This window comes from Microbacterium luticellae (assembly GCF_050408645.1).
Lineage (GTDB): Bacteria > Actinomycetota > Actinomycetes > Actinomycetales > Microbacteriaceae > Microbacterium.
Map to the genome: position 1 here is coordinate 1 of NZ_JBNTKE010000008.1, position 18,052 is coordinate 18,052.

The window sequence follows — 18,052 nt, forward strand, 5'->3', positions numbered from 1 at the left end:
TGTTACGGCGGCCATAGCGTGAGGGAAACGCCCGGTTACATTCCGAACCCGGAAGCTAAGCCTCACAGCGCCGATGGTACTGCAGGGGGGACCCTGTGGGAGAGTAGGACACCGCCGAACTTCTTTTTATGTGTAATGGCCACCCCAGGGTGGCCATTATGCGTTAACAGCGCGGTAGATTAGCAACACCGCACGTTAATGGCGTGATAGCTGAGCAACACAGCGCGTAAACACCACAAACAACACAGAGATTTCGCTGCACACATGCAGCACGACCCTCCCGGGAGGAACCGCAATGTCGGACGACGACGCAACGAACAGGCGACGCGACCGCGACGCGCAACACCCGCGAGACAACAAACGAGGCCCACGCCGCGACGACGACCGCCCTCGTTACAGTGACCGACCGCAGCGCAACGATCGCGAGCGACCACGGCACAATGACCGTGACCGGCCCCGCTATGGTGATGACCGTCGCCCCCGCGACGGCGACCGGTCGCGGTACCGTGACGACCGCCCGCCGCGCAGCGATCGTGACCGGCCACGGTATGGCGACAAGGATCGCCCGAGATACGGTGACCGCCCGCAGCGTTCTGATGGTGACCGGCCACGGTACGGTGATCGGCCACAGCGCAATGATCGCCCTCGATATAACGAAGGCGACCGACCGCGCTATCGCGATGGCGACCGTGAGCGCCCCCGCTACGGGGACCGAGACGGTGGATCACGGCACGGAAACGACCGGGACCGCGGCTATCGCGGCTCGAGCAGCCGCCCGCAGCGTCCCTCCGGTGACAGGCCCTACCGAAGCGACAACGAGCGCCCGCGACGCCACAGCGGCGAACGGCGCGATAATCGTATGAACGATCGCCCCTACCGTGGCCGCGACGGCCAGACACCTCGCGACAATAGTGGTCGCCCTTATCAGGCACGAGACGGTGGTGGCTACCGCGACCGCTCGTACCGCGATAATCCCCGGCACGGAGCAGACGACCGCCGACGCGAAGGACGCGACGACCGCGCACGCTACGACAACCGTGAACGCGCCCCGCGCCGGTTTGACGACCGTGAGCCGCGTGAGCGGCGCTATGAGGATCGCCCGCGTGATCCGCGGATTCCCGACGAGATCACGGCACGCGACCTGCATCCGGCTGCACGCAATGAGCTGAAGACACTCAGCAAAGAAAACGGTGACACTGTTGCGCGCCACCTCGCGATGGCTGCGCGGCTTATCGACACCGAACCTGCCCTCGCTCATGAGCACGCATTGGCTGCCGGGCGACGAGCAGGACGCGTCGCTGTCGTGCGCGAAACGGTGGCAATAACAGCGTATGCGGTAGAAGACTTCGCTCTAGCGCTGCGCGAACTTCGCACCTACCGCCGAATCTCCGGCAGCGACGACCAGATTGCACTGATGGTCGACAGCGAACGCGGAGTGGGCCGACCCGACCGAGCCCTCGAACTGGGCCGCAGCGTCGACCCCGCTACACTCCCCGCCGAAACGCGGGCCGCACTGGCGATCGCTATGTCGGGAGCCCGCCTCGACCGCGGTGAAACAGAACTGGCACTCGGTGAACTCCAAATTGCCGAAGCCAACCCCGACCGAGCCTTCTCGTGGAGCCCTGCGCTCTTTCGTGCCCGCGCCGCCGTGCTGGAAGACCTCGGCCGCGCAGACGAAGCCGCATTTTGGCATGAGCGCGCACGCATAGCAGCCGAAGCGCTCGGTGAATCAGAAGACACCTACCAAGAAATCGTCATCGACGACCTCGAAGACGACGCCGAAATTGACGTTGCCGAAATCGACGATGTCGAAATCGACACGGCTGACATCGGCGGGGCTGAAGGTAGCGAAGAAGAAGCCGGTGCAGCATCCGGTTCGGTCGAGACCGCCCACTCGAACGAAGTTGCTGACTCTAACGAGTCATCCGAAACCCACGACCCTCAGGAGTAAACATGGCGTTCTTCTCTCGTCGCCGCGCAGCAGCCACCCGGATGCCACTCGACGGCGTCGATCTGGTGCTTGCCGACCTCGACGGCGTCGTCTATGCCGGACCAGAAGAACTACCCCATGCCGTGAGTAGCCTGCAAAAAGTAGAACAGCAGATGCGCGTCGGCTACATCACCAACAATGCCTCGCGGACCGACGCGAACGTTGCCGAGCACCTCAGCAGCTTTGGCCTCATGGTGAAAGCCGATGACGTGGTGACAAGCCCGCAGGCCGCCATGCGGTTGCTGCGCACTTTGATCCCCGCCGAGTCAACGATTCTCATCATTGGGGGAGAAGGACTTGTCGTCGAAGCAGAAAAAGCCGGTTTTCACGTCACCCGAAGCGCAGACGATAACCCTGCTGCCGTTGTGCAGGGCTTCTCGCCCGACGTAGCCTGGACCGACCTAGCAGAAGCCGCATTTGCGCTGCAGATTCCTGAAGAAGAAGGCGGCATCCCCTGGATTGCCACCAATACCGACTGGACTATTCCGCAAGCTCGCGGCATGGCGCCCGGAAACGGCACGCTTGTTTCGGCCGTACACACAGCCATCGGTCGACTGGCCACCGTGGCAGGAAAACCAGAAACACCAATTTTTGAAGAAGCCATCGCCCGCTACCAGGCGGCAAAGCCGCTGTTTATCGGAGACCGCCTGGACACCGATATTCTGGGGGCAAGCAGGGCGGGTATCGATTCGGCACTCGTACTGACAGGGGTCGACCGCCCCAAACATGTACTGGCAGCGCCACGCGAGTCTCAGCCGACCTTTATCTTGGCTGATCTGCGCCAACTGCACGAGCCGTACCCCGAAACCGTGACCGACGGCAACGTCACCCGCGTGCGTGATGCCGCCGTTCGTATTGACGGGCCCGACGTGACGATCGTCTCGCACGGCAGCGAACCGGTCGACCTGCTCCGTGCCGGCGCCGGCGCTATCTGGGCGACCGGTCGAGCAATCTTCGGCTTCCGCGTTCCGGAAGAACTCTACGACGACCCGTTTTTCCGCCCCGGGCGACGCTAGCCCACAGCAGTGTCAGTGGGAGCGCGTAGGCTGACAGTGTGAGCGACAGCACCGAGCACCATCTGCCCGATACGCGGGAGCCTGCACAGGAAGACTCGCAGCATTATGCGCAGCCGCACGCGCAGCAACGCGAGCGCGATGAACCCACCGATGCGCTGTGGAGTCGGCTGCGGCTTATCGAAGGGCAGCCCCTGGCTGACCGTGCTGACGCGTATATGGCGGTGCACGACGAACTCTCTCGCAAACTAGACAGCGGACCCCGGGGTGCGGGCGATGACACGGCTTGATGCCGCACTAGCCCAACGAGGGCTTGCCCAGTCACGTACGCGCGCCGCCGAACTTATTGCGCAGGGGCTCGTAACGGTCAACAGCAAACCGGTTGTGAAGCCGTCGTACGCGGTGAGTGACCACGATGAACTGGAGGTTGCGGGCGCAGACCACTATGTGAGCCGTGCTGCACACAAACTCATCGCGGGCCTCGATGCATTTTCTCTGAACGTTGCCGACACACTGGCCCTCGACATGGGCGCGTCGACCGGCGGCTTTACTCAGGTGCTGCGTGAACGCCAGGCGCGATGCGTGCTGGCCGTCGATGTGGGGCACGGGCAGCTTCACTCGAGTATCGCTGCCGACAGCGGCGTTATCGCTGTGGAGGGATTTAACGTTCGCCACATGACACGGCAGACCCTGGCCGAGGCCACGGGAGTCTCGGAGGCCCCGCAGCTGCTGGTGGCCGACCTCTCGTTTATCTCGCTCGAGCTGATACTGCCGGCTGCGGCCCAGGTCGCGGCATCCGAAAGCAATGCCATATTTTTGATCAAACCCCAGTTTGAGGTGGGGCGCACAGCTGTGCGCGGCGGGCTGGTGACCGACCCGCATGCGCGGGTCGACGCGATAGAACGCGTACTGTGGTGGGCCTACGACGTGGGGTGGGCCACCCGAGGGCTGGTGCGATCACCGCTGCCGGGAACATATGGCAACGTGGAATACCTTGTGCACTTCGTACCCGGGGCACACGAGAANGGGGTGGGCCACCCGAGGGCTGGTGCGATCACCGCTGCCGGGAACATATGGCAACGTGGAATACCTTGTGCACTTCGTACCCGGGGCACACGAGAATCCGTCACAATGGATGAGCACGATCGAAGAACTCGCAGGAGGACGATGAACGAGCGCGACATTCTGGTGGTTGCCCACGCGCAGCGCGACGACACAGTCGAGGCCGCACGAAGGGTTATCGTGGCGCTGCGTGACGCAGGCGCACGACCGGTGTTATCGCCCGATGATCGGGCCGAACTTGCCGAGGTTGACCCGTTCTTTGCCGACGTGACGGCACTCGGCGAAGCCGACACCACCGTTGCCGATCTTGAACTAGCGATTGTGCTGGGAGGCGACGGCACGATCCTGCGCGCCGCCGAAGTTGTTCGTGAAGGAACCGCCCCTGTGCTCGGCATCAACATGGGGCACGTGGGATTTCTCGCAGAGATTGAACGCGACGATATGGACGACGCTGTGCGTCAAGCCATCGACCGCGACTACGAAGTTGAGCAGCGTCTTGCCCTATCAGTGCGGGTCAAAGACGCCGCAGGAACCGTCGTTTATGAGACATGGGCACTCAACGAAGCCACGGTCGAAAAAGCCAGCAGAGAGCGCATGATCGAAGTGGTCGTTGCCATTGACGGCCGCCCACTGTCGAGCTTCGGTTGCGATGGCATGGTGGTGTCGACGCCCACAGGATCAACCGCCTACAACTTCTCTGCCGGAGGCCCGGTGATCTGGCCCGGTGTTGAGGCGATCGCAGTTATTCCACTCTCTGCCCATGCGCTCTTTGCCCGGCCCCTGGTCGTGAGTCCGGATGCCCCCGTCGCCATCGAGCTGCTCGAACGCACAGACGGCACAGGAATCTTGTGGTGCGATGGGCGGCGTTCACACGACCTCCCGCCCGGAGCGCGAGTGATTATTCGCCGTTCGCAGCATCCGGTGCGGTTGGCTCGCCTGCATCCGGCAGCATTCACCGACCGGCTGGTGCGAAAGTTTCAGCTTCCGGTTGCCGGATGGCGGGGGACACGCGAATGATCGAAGAGATGCGCTTGCGCGACCTGGGCGTGATCGCCGAAGCCGTGCTGCCCCTCGGGCCCGGTTTTACCGCGATCACGGGCGAGACCGGCGCCGGAAAGACCATGGTGGTCACGGGCCTTGGACTATTGCTGGGCCAGCGCGCTGACTTTTCGGCGGTGCGCTCGGGCGCACGCCAAGCGGTGGTCGACGGTGTGTGGGAGGTACCGACAACCGGTGCCGTGGCCGAGATTGTCGACCAGTCGGGCGGAGAGCTCGAACCGATAGACGACGGCCGTGGCGAACTGTATGTATCACGCACCGTCTCGGCCGAGGGGCGCAGCAGAGCCAGCGTGGCAGGCCGCGCGGCTCCCGCCAGTCTTTTGGCAGCGCTGGCAGACCGCCTGGTCGTTGTGCATGGACAATCGGATCAGCTTCGCCTGCGCTCGGCCGTGGCACAGCGCGAAGCCCTCGACCGGTTTGGTGGGGCAGACATCAGCACACCCGCCCAGGCCTACCACGAGCTGTACGAGCAACATCGGCAGTGTGAAAACGAACTGACAGCTCTGCAAGAAAACCGTGAAGCACGCCAGGCCGAAGCCGCGCAGCTGCGCCACGACCTTGAACTGATTGAAGCAACCGACCCGCAACCCGGCGAAGACGCCGAACTGTTCGAGCGTGCCGAACGCTTAGCGAACGCCGAAGAACTGCGACTGGCAGCAGCACAGGCCCGCGCGGCGATCTCGGCCGAAGACGAAGACACCGATGTGACGACGCTGCTGGCCGAGGCACGGCGCCAGCTCGAACGAGTGCCGGATGCAGGCCTGCAGGCGATCGGTGAGACCATCGCCGATCTCGGATATCGCGCCGACGATATTGCGGCAGCGCTGTCGGCCTATCTCGCTGACCTCGACGAATCAGGTCCCCACGAACTGGCAGCGGTGGAAGAGCGCCGTGCGGCACTGGCCGTGCTCACCCGCATTCACGGTTCGCTCGACGAAGTGATTCAACTGCGAGAAACAGGCGGAACACGCCTGGCCGAACTCGACGACGATGACGACCGTATTGACCAACTGGCTGCCGAACGCGACCGACTGGCGGAACAGTTGAATGCAGCGGCCGAGGCCCTGACCGCTGCCCGCAAAAAAGCAGCCGGTACGCTCGCTGCGGCCGTGACAGAAGAGTTGCGGGCGTTGGCCATGCCCGACGCCTATCTTGACGTGACGGTGGGAGAAGGAACGCCCTCGGCAGCGGGCCGCGATGATGTGGAGTTCTTGCTTTCACCGCATCCGGGAGCCTCACCGCGGCCTGTTGCGCGCAGCGCTTCGGGCGGTGAGCTTTCGCGCGTCATGCTCGCGATTGAAGTGGTGATCGCCGAAACAGACCCCGTGCCGACCTTCGTATTCGACGAGGTTGATGCCGGTATCGGCGGGGCCGCCGCGATTGAAGTGGGCAGGCGTCTGGCACGCCTAGCGCAGCGGTCGCAGGTTATTGCCGTGACGCACCTGGCCCAGGTGGCCGCTTTTGCCGGTAACCATCTGAGCGTTGTGAAAACAGCCGATGGCCAGGTAACTGCTTCTGATGTGCAACGGCTCGACGGCGCCGACCGCGAAGCTGAGATGGCCCGCTTGCTTTCGGGGATGACAGATTCGGATGCCGCACTCACGCACGCACGAGAACTTCTTGCGCTGGGTCACAAATAAGAATCTGCGTCACAAATAAAAATCTGATGCTTCTGAACTGCTGAGTGTTTTCTCTGTTGTTTGGTCGTAGACGCTGATAGCATGGAAGCCCGTGGCAGACATTTCACGCGCACGGGCGGCAGACGACATCACCAGGCACATTTTTGTGACGGGCGGTGTCGTTTCTTCATTGGGTAAAGGCCTCACAGCCGCGAGTCTCGGTAATCTTCTTACCGCGCGCGGACTCCACGTGGTCATGCAAAAACTTGACCCCTACTTGAACGTTGATCCGGGCACCATGAACCCGTTTCAACACGGCGAAGTTTTTGTCACCGACGACGGAGCCGAAACCGACCTCGATATCGGTCACTACGAGCGGTTCCTCGACATCAATCTCAGCCAGGCGGCGAACGTCACTACCGGCCAGATTTATTCGCGGGTGATTCAGCGCGAACGTCGCGGAGAATACCTGGGCGACACAGTGCAGGTTATTCCGCACATCACCGACGAAATTAAACGGCGCATGCGTTTGCAAGCCGAGCAAGAGCCACGCCCCGACGTGATCATCACCGAAATTGGTGGCACGATCGGCGACATCGAATCGCAGCCGTTTATTGAGGCGGCCCGACAGATTCGCCACGAGCTCGGGCACCGCAACGTGTTCTTTGTGCATGTTTCGCTCGTACCTTTTATCGGGGCATCCGGAGAACAAAAAACCAAACCGACCCAGCACTCTGTTGCCACACTGCGCTCGATCGGTATTCAACCCGATGCGCTCGTGCTGCGCAGCGATCGGCCGGTAACAGAGTCGAACCGGCGCAAAATTGCGCTCATGTGTGACGTCGATGAAGACGCCGTCGTGAATGCGATTGATGTGCCGAGCATTTACGACATTCCCAGCATGCTGCACGATCAGGGCCTGGATTCGTACATTGTGCGTTCGCTGGAGATGACCAGCGCGGGCGATGTTGACTGGTCGCGCTGGCAAAAAGTGTTGCAGGCTGTGCATAACCCGCGCCACCAGGTGACCATTGGCCTGGTGGGTAAATATGTTGATTTGCCGGATGCCTACCTATCGGTGACCGAGGCACTCAAAGCCGGCGGTTTTGCGCACGAGGTTGAGGTGAAGCTGCGCTGGATTCCCTCGGACGACTGCGAAACACCCGAGGGCGCCGAGAAGGCGTTGGCCGACCTGGACGGCATTTGTGTTCCGGGTGGATTCGGTATTCGCGGCATCGAAGGCAAACTGGGCGCGCTGCGTTTTGCTCGTGAGCAGGGTATCCCTACGCTGGGGCTGTGCCTGGGCTTGCAGTGCATGGTGATCGAGTATGCGCGTAACGTGGCGGGTATTGACGGGGCTTCGTCGACAGAGTTTGAGCCCGAGACGCAGCATCCGGTTATTGCCACGATTGCCGAGCAGGTGGATGTCTTAAACGCGGGCGACCTCGGTGGCACGATGCGTCTGGGGCTGTCGACCGCGCAGCTGGCCGAGGGATCTTTGGCAAGCCAGGTGTATGACGGTGCTAGCGAGGCTGCCGAGCGGCATCGCCACCGTTACGAGGTCAATAACGCCTACCGCGAGCAGTTGGCCGAGGCGGGGCTGGTGTTTTCGGGCATCAACACCGACCACAACCTGGTCGAATATGTGGAACTATCGCGCGAACAGCATCCGTTCTATATCGCAACACAGGCGCACCCCGAGCTGAGTTCGCGACCCACATCGCCGCATCCGCTCTTCCGCGGGCTTGTCGGCGCCGCTATTGAGCGTCATCGTTCGAGCGAACTGTTTCACGACGAAAATGCGGGGGAGTAACCGGATGCTACTGCGTGACGAACCAGCCGCGGTAGAGGTTGTGAGCAGTGAACTACTGTTCGAAGGCGCGATCTGGAATGTGCGCTCGGACCGCTTTGTGTTTGGTGGCGAAGAACTGGAGCGGCAGTATGTGGAGCATCCGGGAGCCGTCGCGGTCGTTGCTGTTGATGACCAGCGGCGTGTACTGCTGATTCAGCAGTATCGACACCCGATCGGGCATCGCGACTGGGAACTACCCGCGGGGCTGTTAGATGTGCGCGGCGAAGAGCCATTTAGTGCCGTGCAGCGCGAGCTGGCGGAAGAAGCAGATTTGCGGGCTGAACGCTGGGAACCGCTGGTAGAAACGTGGACAACCCCGGGCGGCAACAGTGAACTGATTCGTATCTATTTGGCAACGGGTATTACGGCTGCCGAAGAAGCTTTTACTCGCGAAGCAGAAGAGGCCGATATTCGTTTGCAGTGGGTCGATTTGGCTGAGGCCGCCGCGGCTGCTGCCCGCGGTGATGTGCGCAACGCTATCTTGATGATTGGTGTTATGGCGGCGGATCGGCGTGTGAACGGGGCGTAACAGTGCGGCTGGATCGTGCACAAGAAGTATATGTGCGGCATTTAACGATCGAGCGCGGCCTCTCGGAACACACTCTGGCGGCGTATCAGCGTGACCTTGACGCCTACGTGGCCTGGTTACAGGGCGAAGGTATTGATGACCCGGCGCTGGTGACGGCCGACACTGTGGGCCGCTTTATTGCCGACCGTGCGTCGGCTGAGCCTGCTCCGGCAGCGAGCAGTCTTGCGCGCCTGCAGTCGTCGGTGCGGGGGCTACACCGTTTTTTGGTGCGCGAGGGTGTTGTTGACGATGACCCGACGCACCGGATGCGACCACCTAAGGTGGGGCGCAATTTGCCGCGTGCGTTGACGATCGAGCAGGTGGAGCGGCTGCTTGCTGCTCCTTCACCCGATGAACCGGTGGGGATTCGTGACCGGGCGCTGCTGGAACTGCTCTATGCCACGGGGGCACGGGTGTCAGAAGTGGTGAACCTTGACGTTGACGATGTGTCGCATGCTGAGCTGCTGCGGTTGCGAGGCAAGGGGAATAAGGAACGTATTGTGCCGGTGGGGTCGTTTGCGCGGGCGGCGCTGGATGCCTATCTCACACGGGTGCGGCCGACCCTGGCAGCGAAAGGGCGTGCCTCGGCGCGACTGTTCTTGGGAGTGCGAGGAGCACCCCTGTCGCGCCAGAGCGTGTGGCTGATTATTCGAGACGCGGCAGAAAAAGCACAGGTGAATGCCGATATTTCGCCGCATACTCTGCGGCATTCTTTTGCAACCCATCTGCTGCAGGGCGGTGCCGATGTGCGGGTGGTACAGGAGTTGCTCGGCCATGCATCGGTGGCAACGACACAGATTTATACGCATATTTCGGTGGATGCTCTGCGGGACGTTTATGCCACATCGCACCCGCGGGCGCGTAGTTAATATTTTTCGGACGAATTCTTCACAATCATCCTCGCGGATGATGGATAACGGCGCAGAAAGCCATACTCTTATTGCGTTGCACTTCTCTGCTCACCGATTTTGAGGAAACATCGCTATGCGTTCTGTTGTGCCTGCTCTTGCTCTCACTGCCGTTGCGGCACTGACGCTAACCTCGTGTTCACTGCTGCCGGGCGGGGGATCGGGCGAGCTGACCTGGGAAGACTCACCACTGAATAAGTACCTGTCGGCTGCGTGGGACTCTGATCTGTCTGAAGAAGAGCAGATGGCCCAGTTTGAACAGCAGCAGCGCGAAGAGCAAGAGCTGCTGGCACAGTGCATGGCCGATGAGGGGTTCGAGTACACGCCGTGGGTGCAAGACAGCTCGATGGTTTTTGGTAGCTCGGGTGACGAAGACGACATGCCTGTGTGGGAGCCCGATGACCGCAAATGGGTAGAAAAGTACGGTTATGGTGCCGTATATAGCCCGTGGGACGAATACTACGAAGAGCACCCCGAAGAGATGTATGAGGGCGAAGAGACGGTTGACCCGAACCAGGCGTACGTGGAATCGCTGTCGGAGACCGAACAGCAGGCGTACTTCGACACTCTCTATGGCGTTTTTGATGACGAGGCCTATGAAGAGGACGAAATCGTCGAGTGGAACTGGGAAGACAGCGGCTGCCAGGGTTATGCCTCGCACGAGGTATACCAGTCGCAAGACCTGCTGTCGAGCGATGAGTTCGCGGGGCTGCTGGAAGCACTGCAAGAAATGGGGGCGAACTCCGAAGACAGCCCTGAGATGCGTGAGATTGATAACGCATGGTCGCAGTGCATGGCCGATGCGGGTGAGCCCGGATTCACGACGCAGTATGCTGCGCAGGAGTCGATCTATGACGCGATGAACGAGGTGTGGGAATCCTTCTATGACGACCTCGACCCGGCGATCTTCGAAGACCCCGAGGCCGAGGTTCCCGACCCGAAAGACAGCCCCGAAATGGAGGCCATCTTTGAACAAGAGGTTGCTCTTGCTCTGAAAGACCTCGACTGCCGCGAAAAAGTGAACTATACGCAAGAGCAGTTGAAAGCGCAGTTTGCGATGGAAGAACGTTTTATTCAGGAGCACAAGGCAGAACTGGACGCCTTTAAGGCTGCTGCGGAGCAGAGCAAATAAGGTGCGTCGGTCACGAAAAAATACCCCGGATGCTGCGCATGACGAAACCGCAGATACCGGCGAGCAGCCCACACAAGAGTTCGACACTCTGATCGACGCCGACGCCGACGCCGCTGACCCGGGCGACGACACCGACATTCGCCGGGTGAGCGGGTGGGGTCGTGTGCTGCGCGGCAACCGCGCTCTGTGGTGGGTGGCTGCCGCAGCCGTGGTGAGTCTTGTCGCGGGGCTTCTCGTGGGGCGTTTTCTGATTGGCCCGGGCGGAGCAGAAGCCGAAGCACCCGAACCTGGCCTTGTGACTGTGCCGGTGGAATTTGGCACGCTCAGCAACGACGTCACCCTGCGCGCCGATGTCGGTTATGCCGATGCCGTCGATGTGACGCTTGACACGTCGTCTGTTTCTGGTGCTGCTGTTGTGACCGGGCAGGTGCCCGAGCAGGGCGCAACTCTCGACAAACTGGGTATTGTGCTCGAGGTCGTGGGGCGCCCGGTGATTGTGTTGCCGGGGGAGTTGCCTGCCTATCGCACACTGCGGTTTGGGGTGTCGGGTCCCGATGTAACCCAGCTGAAGCAGGCGCTCAAAGCCGTAGGCATTGACCCCGGCGATACCAACAGCAACATTTTTGACTGGGCGCTCGCCGATGCGGTCGAGCAGCTCTATGCCGAAGTGGGGTATCCGCTGCCGCCTGCTCCCGAGGGCGCCGAAGACGCGGTGAGGGCGGCGCGTGATGCCGTGCGTTCGGCCGAGAGTGCCGTTAACAGTGCTCAGCAGCAGATAAATCAAGACAATGCCGGCCCGTCGGAACTGGAGCAGTGGGAGGCCGACGTTGCAGTGCAGCGCGCCGAAGCTGACCTCGCAGCAGCAAAGAAAGCGCTGGAGAGCGCCAAAAAGGGTGACGGCGACCTCTCGGTGGCTGAAGCACAGCGACAGGTGCAAGAGGCCGAATGGGCACTGACCTCGGCAAAACTGCAGCGCGATCAACTGTGGCAAAACAGTGGCTCGGGCGGCGACGAAATGTTGCAGCTGGCCTATGAGCAGCTGAGCGCCGCACAGGAAGACCTCGAAACAGCGCAGGAAGGCGTGCTGCCGTATCTGCCGTCGAGCGAAGTGCTGTATCTTACAGATCTGCCCCGACGAGTCGATGCCGTCAACGTCACCCGTGGCAGCGTGCTGCAGGGTGCTGCCATGGTTGTCTCCGGTGCCAGCCTGCGCCTGACAGCCGCGGCGGCCGCCGCCGATGCGCAGCTACTCGAAGTCGGTGCAGAGGCCACCTTCGAACTTGCCGATGGCACTGCGCATCGCGCCGTGATCAAAGAACTCAACGCCGGTAAAGACGCCCAAGCCCGCTGGGAAGTGCTGCTCGAACCCGACCCCATGACGCCCGAACAGATTGACGAACTACGCGGCTCGAATGTACGCCTCGCGATCGGCGTCGGTGCCACCGACGGTGATGTTCTCTCGGTACCCGCCGCCGCACTCACGGCCGGGCCGGGCGGAGAATCACGCGTCGAAGTCGTAGAGGGTGACCCGCGCGACGGTGACCGAGCAGAAACACGCATGGTCGTTGTCGAGACGGGCCTGGCAGCACGCGGTGCCGTCGAAGTGCGCCCGAAAGACGGCGACCTCGCCGAGGGCGACCTCGTGGTGGTGGGCCGGTGAGTGAGCCCGCCGCGCACTCACCGCTGGTACAACTGCGCGATGTGACCCGTTCTTTTCCGGGCCCACCCGAAGTTCAAGCACTCAAAGCCGTAAACCTCACCGTCGACGCGGGCGACTACGTCACCATCGTGGGGCCGAGTGGATCTGGAAAATCGACCATGCTCAACATTCTGGGCCTGCTCGACCGCCCGAGCGTGGGCGAATATCGGCTCGCTGGGGAAATCACCGGCAGTCTCAGCGAAGACGAACGCGCTGCCGTACGCGCCCGCTTTATCGGCTTCGTCTTCCAGTCGTTTCATCTCATGCCCCGCCGCAGCGTGCTCGACAACGTGCTCATGCCCATGCTGTACTCGGGCGTACCCCGCAAAGAACGCGAAACTCGCGCCCGCGAAGCTCTCGACCGCGTTGGTCTCAATCACCGCGTCGATTTCTTTCCGCAGTCACTGTCGGGCGGTGAACGCCAAAGAGTCGCCGTGGCACGTGCCGTCGTCAGCGGACCGCGCCTGCTGCTGGCCGACGAACCCACCGGTAACCTCGACCAGCGCACCTCCGGCGAGGTGATGAACCTGTTCGAAGAACTCAACGACGAAGGCCTCACCCTCGTTATCATCACCCACGACGACGGCGTTGCCCGCCGCGCTCGCCGCCGCGTACGCATCACCGACGGCCGACTGGAGGAGCTGTGAGCACAAAAAAATCGCTGTTCTCACGTCTCTTTCGTCGGCGCAGCAATACCACCACGACTCCGGATGCCACCGAGACGGCCGCAACCGGCACAGCGGCGCTGGTACCCAGCATCCGGCACGCCGATCGTTTTCTTTTGCACGACCTCGTTGCCGAAGCCACCGCCGATATCGGTTCGCGCCCTGCACGCCTGGTAATGACGATTCTGGGCACCGTGCTCGGTATCGGTTCGCTCGTAGCAACCGTGGGCTTTGCGCAGACCGCTGCCGCACAAATTGCGGCACAGTTTGATAGCTATGCCTCCACCCAGGTGATTGTGACCCCCGCCGAAGCTAAGGGCCGCAACGCCAGTTTTGCCACGGGCAGCCTGCCCTGGGACTCCGCCGACCGCGTACTGCGCCTGGCCGGGGTCGAGGGCGCAGGCCTCAGCGGCAAGATTGCACTCGGCACCGAAACCATCACCGCGGTGCCCGTCAACGATCCGTCGGCGGCAGAAACAGCGTCACCGCCACTCATGGCTGTTTCTCCCGGCCTCATACCCGCCGTTGACGGCACAGTAAACGTCGGCCGCATGTTTGATGACGGCCACAGCGAACGCACCGACCGGGTTGCGGTGCTCGGCGAAAGAGCAGCAGAAAAACTCGGCATCAACCGGGTCGACTCACAACCGTCAATATTTATTGGCGGGCTCGCCTACGCCGTTATCGGGATTGCCGACGGCATGGAACGCCGCGGCGACCTGCTCGACGCCGTCATGATCCCCTTCGGCACGGCACGCGCCGACTTTGGGATGGGTGCCGCAGAAGAACTCACGATTCGTATCGCCGTGGGAGCAGGCCCCCAGGTGGCCGAGCAGTCGGTGTTGGCGCTCGCACCCGACTTTCCCGACACACTCAAAACCCGCGCACCCTCGGCCGGGTCCGACCTCGCCCAGAGCGTGCAAGCCGACGTCAACATCGTGTTTATTGTGCTCGGCGCCATCGCCCTGCTGGCAGGAGGCCTAGGTATTGCCAACGTCACCCTACTGTCGGTCATGGAACGCATAGGAGAAATTGGCCTCCGCCGAGCACTCGGAGCCACCCGCCGACAAATCGGCGCACAGTTCGTCGTCGAATCGGTGGTGATCGGCCTCATCGGAGGCCTCATTGGTGCAGCACTGGGCGTTATCGGCGTCGTCATCGTCGCCGCACTACAGGGCTGGACACCCGTCACCCACCCGCTTGTCGCCGTAGCCGGTACCGTATTGGGAGCACTGGTTGGTCTGCTCTCGGGCTGGTACCCCTCGTGGCGGGCAGCACGCATCGAACCCGTCAGTGCGCTGCGCGGCGCGTAGCGAATCGACTTCTCTCGCGGCGCGGCTAGAATCAAGCAAGCACGATCAGGCAGGAGATCTTGGTGGCCAAGCAGGCAGTGAACGACGACACCCCCATCGGCCCCACCGGGCGCCCATATCAGGGGTTCGCGATTCCCGAGCCGCTGACCTCACACGGGCCGGCTCGTATCATCGCGCTATGCAACCAAAAAGGCGGCGTGGGCAAAACCACCACGTCGATCAACCTCGCAGCCGCGCTCGCCGAATACGGCCGCAAGGTGTTGGCGGTTGATTTTGACCCGCAGGGTGCGCTGTCGGCGGGGCTCGGTATTCCTACGCACGACACCCCGACGATCTACGACCTGCTGCTCGACACCAAGCGCGATGCCCGCGACGCTATTGTGACGAGCCGCGTCGAAGGTCTCGATGTGCTTCCCGCCAATATTGATCTCTCGGCGGCCGAGGTACACCTGGTAAACGAGGTGGCGCGCGAAACGATTCTCTCGCGCGTGCTGCGCCAGGTGACCGACGACTACGACGTTATTCTCATCGACTGCCAGCCGTCGCTGGGCCTGCTCACTGTCAACGCTCTCACAGCCGCGCACGGCGTGCTGGTGCCGCTAGAGTGCGAATTCTTTGCGCTGCGCGGGGTTGCCCTGCTGATTGAAACCATCGACAAGGTGCGCGATCGATTGAACCCCGCCATTCGCCTCGATGGTCTGCTGGCCACCATGTACGACCCGCGCACACTGCACTCGCGTGAGGTGCTGGAAAGAGTTGTTGAAGCATTCGGCGACGACGTGCTCGAAACCGTTATTGGTCGCACCGTAAAATTCCCGGATGCTTCGGTCTCGGGCGTGCCCATTACAGAATTCGCGCCCGAGCATGCAGCAGCGCAGGCCTACCTACGGTTAGCGCGGGAGCTGGTTGCCCGTGGCGCCGTCGCCTGACCTCACAGCAGCGAGCGAGGGTGCTTCCGCGGCATCCGGCGACGGTTTTCGTGTTTCGCTGTCGAACTTCGACGGACCTTTTGATCTGCTGTTGAACCTTATTTCGCAGCATGAGATGGACATCACCGAGGTTGCACTGAGCCGCGTGACCGCCGAGTTTATTGCGTATGTGCGCGACCTGGGGCCGGAAGAGAATCTGGATGAGGCTTCGGAGTTTCTTGTTATTGCCGCAACGCTGCTCGATATGAAAGTGGCGGGCTTGCTGCCGCAGGGCGAGCTGGTCGATGCCGAAGCCGTGGCCCTGCTCGAAGCCCGAGACCTGCTGTTTGCTCGCCTGCTGCAATATCGTGCGTTTAAAGAGGTGTCGGTGTGGTTTGCGCGCTGTTTGCAGCGTGAAGATCGGCGGCATACGCGGGCCGTGCCGCTCGACGAAAAGTATCGCAAGCGCACACCCGAACTGGTGTGGACTCTCTCGCTCGACGATTTTGCTGCCATGGCTGTGTTGGCGATGACGCCGCGCGATATTCCGACCGTGGGGCTTGACCACCTGCACGCACCACTGGTGAGTATTCGCGAGCAGGCAGCGATTGTGGTTACCCTGCTGCGCAGCGCCGAAACAATCACCTTTCGAGAGCTGATCGCCCAGGTGAGTGAACCCGGCGTTATTGTGGCCAGGTTTTTGTCGGTGCTCGAACTGTACCGGCACGCAGCATGCTCCTTTGATCAGCTGGAACCGCTGGGTGAATTGACGCTGCGGTGGTCGGCCGAGAGCTGGTCGGATGAAATGCTGGCAACATTGGGAGCTGACTATGACCGATAACACGCAGCCTGAGCAGCATCCGAAACCCCTCACCGAAAAACTCGAGGCGATCTTGCTCATCATCGACGAACCGTTGAGCCTGGTGAGCCTCGCGGCAGCCGTGGGGGAGCCCGTACCCGCCGTGCGTCAGGCAATGCAGACCCTGGTTGCCGAATACGATGGCGAAGGCAGGGGCACACGCCGTGGTTTTGAACTGCGTGAGGTGGGCGGTGGTTGGCGGCTGTATGTGCGCGAAGAATACGACGACCTGGTCGCGGCCTATATTGGCAGCCAGGCACCCGCACGGTTATCGCAGGCGGCCCTCGAAACCCTGGCCGTGATCGCCTATAAGCAGCCGATTACGCGCAGCCAGGTTGCCTCGATTCGCGCCGTGAATGTCGACTCGGTGGTGCGCACGCTGCTCGGTCGCGGACTCATTACCGAACTTTTTGCCGACGCCGAAACAGGTGCCATGAACTACGGCACCACCGATGCGCTCCTGCAACACCTGGGCATCAACTCACTCGACGAACTACCCCCGATTTCTCCGCTCCTCGACGACGGCAGCGAAGGCTTTGACAGTATAGATATGAGCCGATGACACACCACAACAACCCCACACCCGCCGAGACTCGCAGCACCGACGGCGTGCGCCTGCAAAAAGCGCTCGCGAATGCCGGCGTCGCCTCGCGCCGCGTAATCGAGCAGTACATTGTGGCAGGCCGGATTCGCGTCAACGGCGTGACCGTGACCGAGCTGGGCACCCGAATTGACCCCGACAACGACCTCGTTGATGTGGATGGCACGGCCATTCAGCTCGACACCGCCAAACGCTATGTGATGCTCAATAAACCCACCGGCATTGTGAGCACCATGCGCGATGAACGTGGCCGCCCCGATCTGCGCCAGTTCACGCAGGAGTGGCCCGAACGGCTTTATAACGTGGGCCGCCTCGACGCCGAAACCAGCGGACTGCTCGTGCTCACCAACGACGGCGACATTGCCCATGTGCTCGCGCACCCCTCGTTTGCCGTGACCAAGGTGTATATCGCCAAGGTGCGCGGAATCGTGACACCGCACACCCTCAACCAGCTGCGTGAAGGAATCACGCTCGACGACGGGTCCATCGCCGCTGACCGCGCCCGCCTGCTTGACTCGAGCAAGCGCGGTGAGGGGTCAAGCATTGTTGAACTCACCCTGCATTCGGGGCGCAACCGCATTGTGCGCCGCATGATGGCTGCTGTGGGGCATCCGGTGATTGACCTCGTGCGTCGACAGTTTGGCCCCCTGCACCTGGGAACCCTCGCGGCCGGGCAGATGCGTGAACTGACTAGAATTGAACAGGGAGCCCTGCTAACCCTGTCGCGGCAGCACACCGACGCCGCGTCGGCTCCTGTAACCGACCAGCCTGGGCCTGCGCCCGACAGGCGCTAACCCGAGCACC

The 18,052-nt window shown here is 62.0% G+C and carries 17 protein-coding genes, 1 rRNA gene and 1 pseudogene; all 19 read left to right on the plus strand.

Going from position 1 to position 18,052, the window contains the following annotated elements; translation table 11 throughout:
- Nucleotides 1-3 precede the first annotated feature (3 nt).
- Nucleotides 4-120: ribosomal RNA gene (gene rrf, locus ACQUSW_RS13440) — 5S ribosomal RNA — on the plus strand.
- A 278-nt stretch (nt 121-398) separates the two neighbouring features.
- On the plus strand, nt 399-863 hold the full coding sequence (locus ACQUSW_RS13445) for a hypothetical protein (RefSeq protein WP_428932825.1): 465 nt from the start codon (nt 399-401) through the stop codon (nt 861-863).
- Nucleotides 860-1,951 (plus strand): hypothetical protein, encoded by a 1,092-nt coding sequence (locus ACQUSW_RS13450; RefSeq protein ID WP_428932826.1) that lies wholly within the window; start codon nt 860-862, stop codon nt 1,949-1,951. The genes ACQUSW_RS13445 and ACQUSW_RS13450 overlap by 4 nt, the downstream gene beginning before the upstream one ends.
- Nucleotides 1,952-1,953: 2 nt before the next feature.
- Entirely contained in the window at nt 1,954-3,006 is a 1,053-nt protein-coding gene (locus tag ACQUSW_RS13455; protein WP_428932827.1) for an HAD-IIA family hydrolase, read from the plus strand.
- 38 nt (nt 3,007-3,044) lie between these two features.
- A complete protein-coding gene (locus tag ACQUSW_RS13460) occupies nt 3,045-3,293 on the plus strand; it encodes a hypothetical protein (RefSeq protein ID WP_428932828.1) in 249 nt (82 codons plus the stop codon).
- A pseudogene (locus tag ACQUSW_RS13465) lies at nt 3,280-3,948 on the plus strand (TlyA family RNA methyltransferase); the annotation flags it as partial. The gene ACQUSW_RS13460 and the pseudogene ACQUSW_RS13465, both read left to right, overlap by 14 nt.
- A gap of 222 nt (nt 3,949-4,170) precedes the next feature.
- Nucleotides 4,171-5,082: an NAD kinase gene (locus ACQUSW_RS13470; RefSeq protein ID WP_428932868.1), complete on the plus strand. Its 912-nt coding sequence runs from the start codon at nt 4,171-4,173 to the stop codon at nt 5,080-5,082.
- Entirely contained in the window at nt 5,079-6,764 is a 1,686-nt protein-coding gene (recN, locus tag ACQUSW_RS13475) for a DNA repair protein RecN (protein WP_428932829.1), read from the plus strand. Before ACQUSW_RS13470 ends, recN begins: the two co-directional genes overlap by 4 nt.
- 91 nt (nt 6,765-6,855) lie before the next feature.
- A complete protein-coding gene (pyrG, locus tag ACQUSW_RS13480; RefSeq protein ID WP_428932830.1) occupies nt 6,856-8,556 on the plus strand; it encodes a CTP synthase in 1,701 nt (566 codons plus the stop codon).
- Between the two features lie 4 nt (nt 8,557-8,560).
- On the plus strand, nt 8,561-9,124 hold the full coding sequence (locus ACQUSW_RS13485; protein WP_428932831.1) for an NUDIX domain-containing protein: 564 nt from the start codon (nt 8,561-8,563) through the stop codon (nt 9,122-9,124).
- A gap of 2 nt (nt 9,125-9,126) precedes the next feature.
- Nucleotides 9,127-10,032, plus strand: coding sequence for a site-specific tyrosine recombinase XerD (gene xerD, locus ACQUSW_RS13490; protein WP_428932832.1), 906 nt, complete (start codon nt 9,127-9,129; stop codon nt 10,030-10,032).
- Between the two features lie 115 nt (nt 10,033-10,147).
- Complete coding sequence (locus ACQUSW_RS13495) at nt 10,148-11,203, plus strand: hypothetical protein (protein ID WP_428932833.1); 1,056 nt, start codon at nt 10,148-10,150, stop codon at nt 11,201-11,203.
- A gap of 1 nt (nt 11,204) precedes the next feature.
- Entirely contained in the window at nt 11,205-12,863 is a 1,659-nt protein-coding gene (locus tag ACQUSW_RS13500; RefSeq protein WP_428932834.1) for an efflux RND transporter periplasmic adaptor subunit, read from the plus strand.
- Nucleotides 12,860-13,549 carry an ABC transporter ATP-binding protein gene (locus ACQUSW_RS13505; RefSeq protein WP_428932835.1) on the plus strand — a complete coding sequence of 230 codons (690 nt, stop codon included), beginning with the start codon at nt 12,860-12,862 and terminating at the stop codon, nt 13,547-13,549. Before ACQUSW_RS13500 ends, ACQUSW_RS13505 begins: the two co-directional genes overlap by 4 nt.
- The gene (locus tag ACQUSW_RS13510) at nt 13,546-14,880 is read left to right on the plus strand and encodes an ABC transporter permease (RefSeq protein WP_428932836.1); all 1,335 of its coding nucleotides are present in this window, start codon (nt 13,546-13,548) and stop codon (nt 14,878-14,880) included. Before ACQUSW_RS13505 ends, ACQUSW_RS13510 begins: the two co-directional genes overlap by 4 nt.
- Before the next feature lie 62 nt (nt 14,881-14,942).
- Nucleotides 14,943-15,809, plus strand: coding sequence for a ParA family protein (locus ACQUSW_RS13515; RefSeq protein WP_428932837.1), 867 nt, complete (start codon nt 14,943-14,945; stop codon nt 15,807-15,809).
- Complete coding sequence (locus ACQUSW_RS13520) at nt 15,793-16,629, plus strand: segregation and condensation protein A (protein WP_428932838.1); 837 nt, start codon at nt 15,793-15,795, stop codon at nt 16,627-16,629. The genes ACQUSW_RS13515 and ACQUSW_RS13520 overlap by 17 nt, the downstream gene beginning before the upstream one ends.
- Nucleotides 16,619-17,209: an SMC-Scp complex subunit ScpB gene (scpB, locus tag ACQUSW_RS13525; protein WP_428932839.1), complete on the plus strand. Its 591-nt coding sequence runs from the start codon at nt 16,619-16,621 to the stop codon at nt 17,207-17,209. Before ACQUSW_RS13520 ends, scpB begins: the two co-directional genes overlap by 11 nt.
- Entirely contained in the window at nt 17,206-18,042 is an 837-nt protein-coding gene (locus ACQUSW_RS13530; RefSeq protein ID WP_428932840.1) for a pseudouridine synthase, read from the plus strand. Before scpB ends, ACQUSW_RS13530 begins: the two co-directional genes overlap by 4 nt.
- Nucleotides 18,043-18,052: the final 10 nt, after the last annotated feature.